This window comes from Bacillus sp. X1(2014) (assembly GCF_007678255.1).
Map to the genome: position 1 here is coordinate 1 of NZ_VEED01000061.1, position 469 is coordinate 469.

1 pseudogene is annotated in these 469 nt (G+C 37.3%); it reads left to right on the forward strand.

The features are described 5' to 3' along the window. Positions 1-469: pseudogene (locus FS608_RS29760) on the forward strand (tyrosine-type recombinase/integrase); the annotation flags it as partial.

Here is a 469-nt window from a genome sequence, read left to right on the forward strand (position 1 = left end):
GAAGGCTTTTCACCGCAAACATTAAAAGCATATAAACTACAGTCCGGCTTACTTATACGCTTTTTTACTGATGTTCAACTTGATACGATTACTACGGATCAATTAAAAGCTTATTTAGCAAAATCAAGTGAAGCCTTAAGCCTGCAAGTTTGGCTCATCGAATTCGTTTTATGAAATCATTATTTCGATGGTCTCATGAAGAAGGGCATATTCCCAAAAATCCAGCAGCTAAAATAAAAGAACCTAAAACCGGGAAACGAATTCCTAAATTTTTAACCGAAATGGAAATTGAACATTTACGGGAAGCCTGTTGTTCACCAAAGGAAAATGCTCTGTTTGAATTCATGTTCTCCACTGGATGCCGAATAGGAGAAGTTGTTACCTTAGATAGAGGCAGAATTAATTGGATGAACCGATCCGCCATTATCAGAGGTAAAGGCGATAAGGAACGGGAAGTCTATTTCAATAT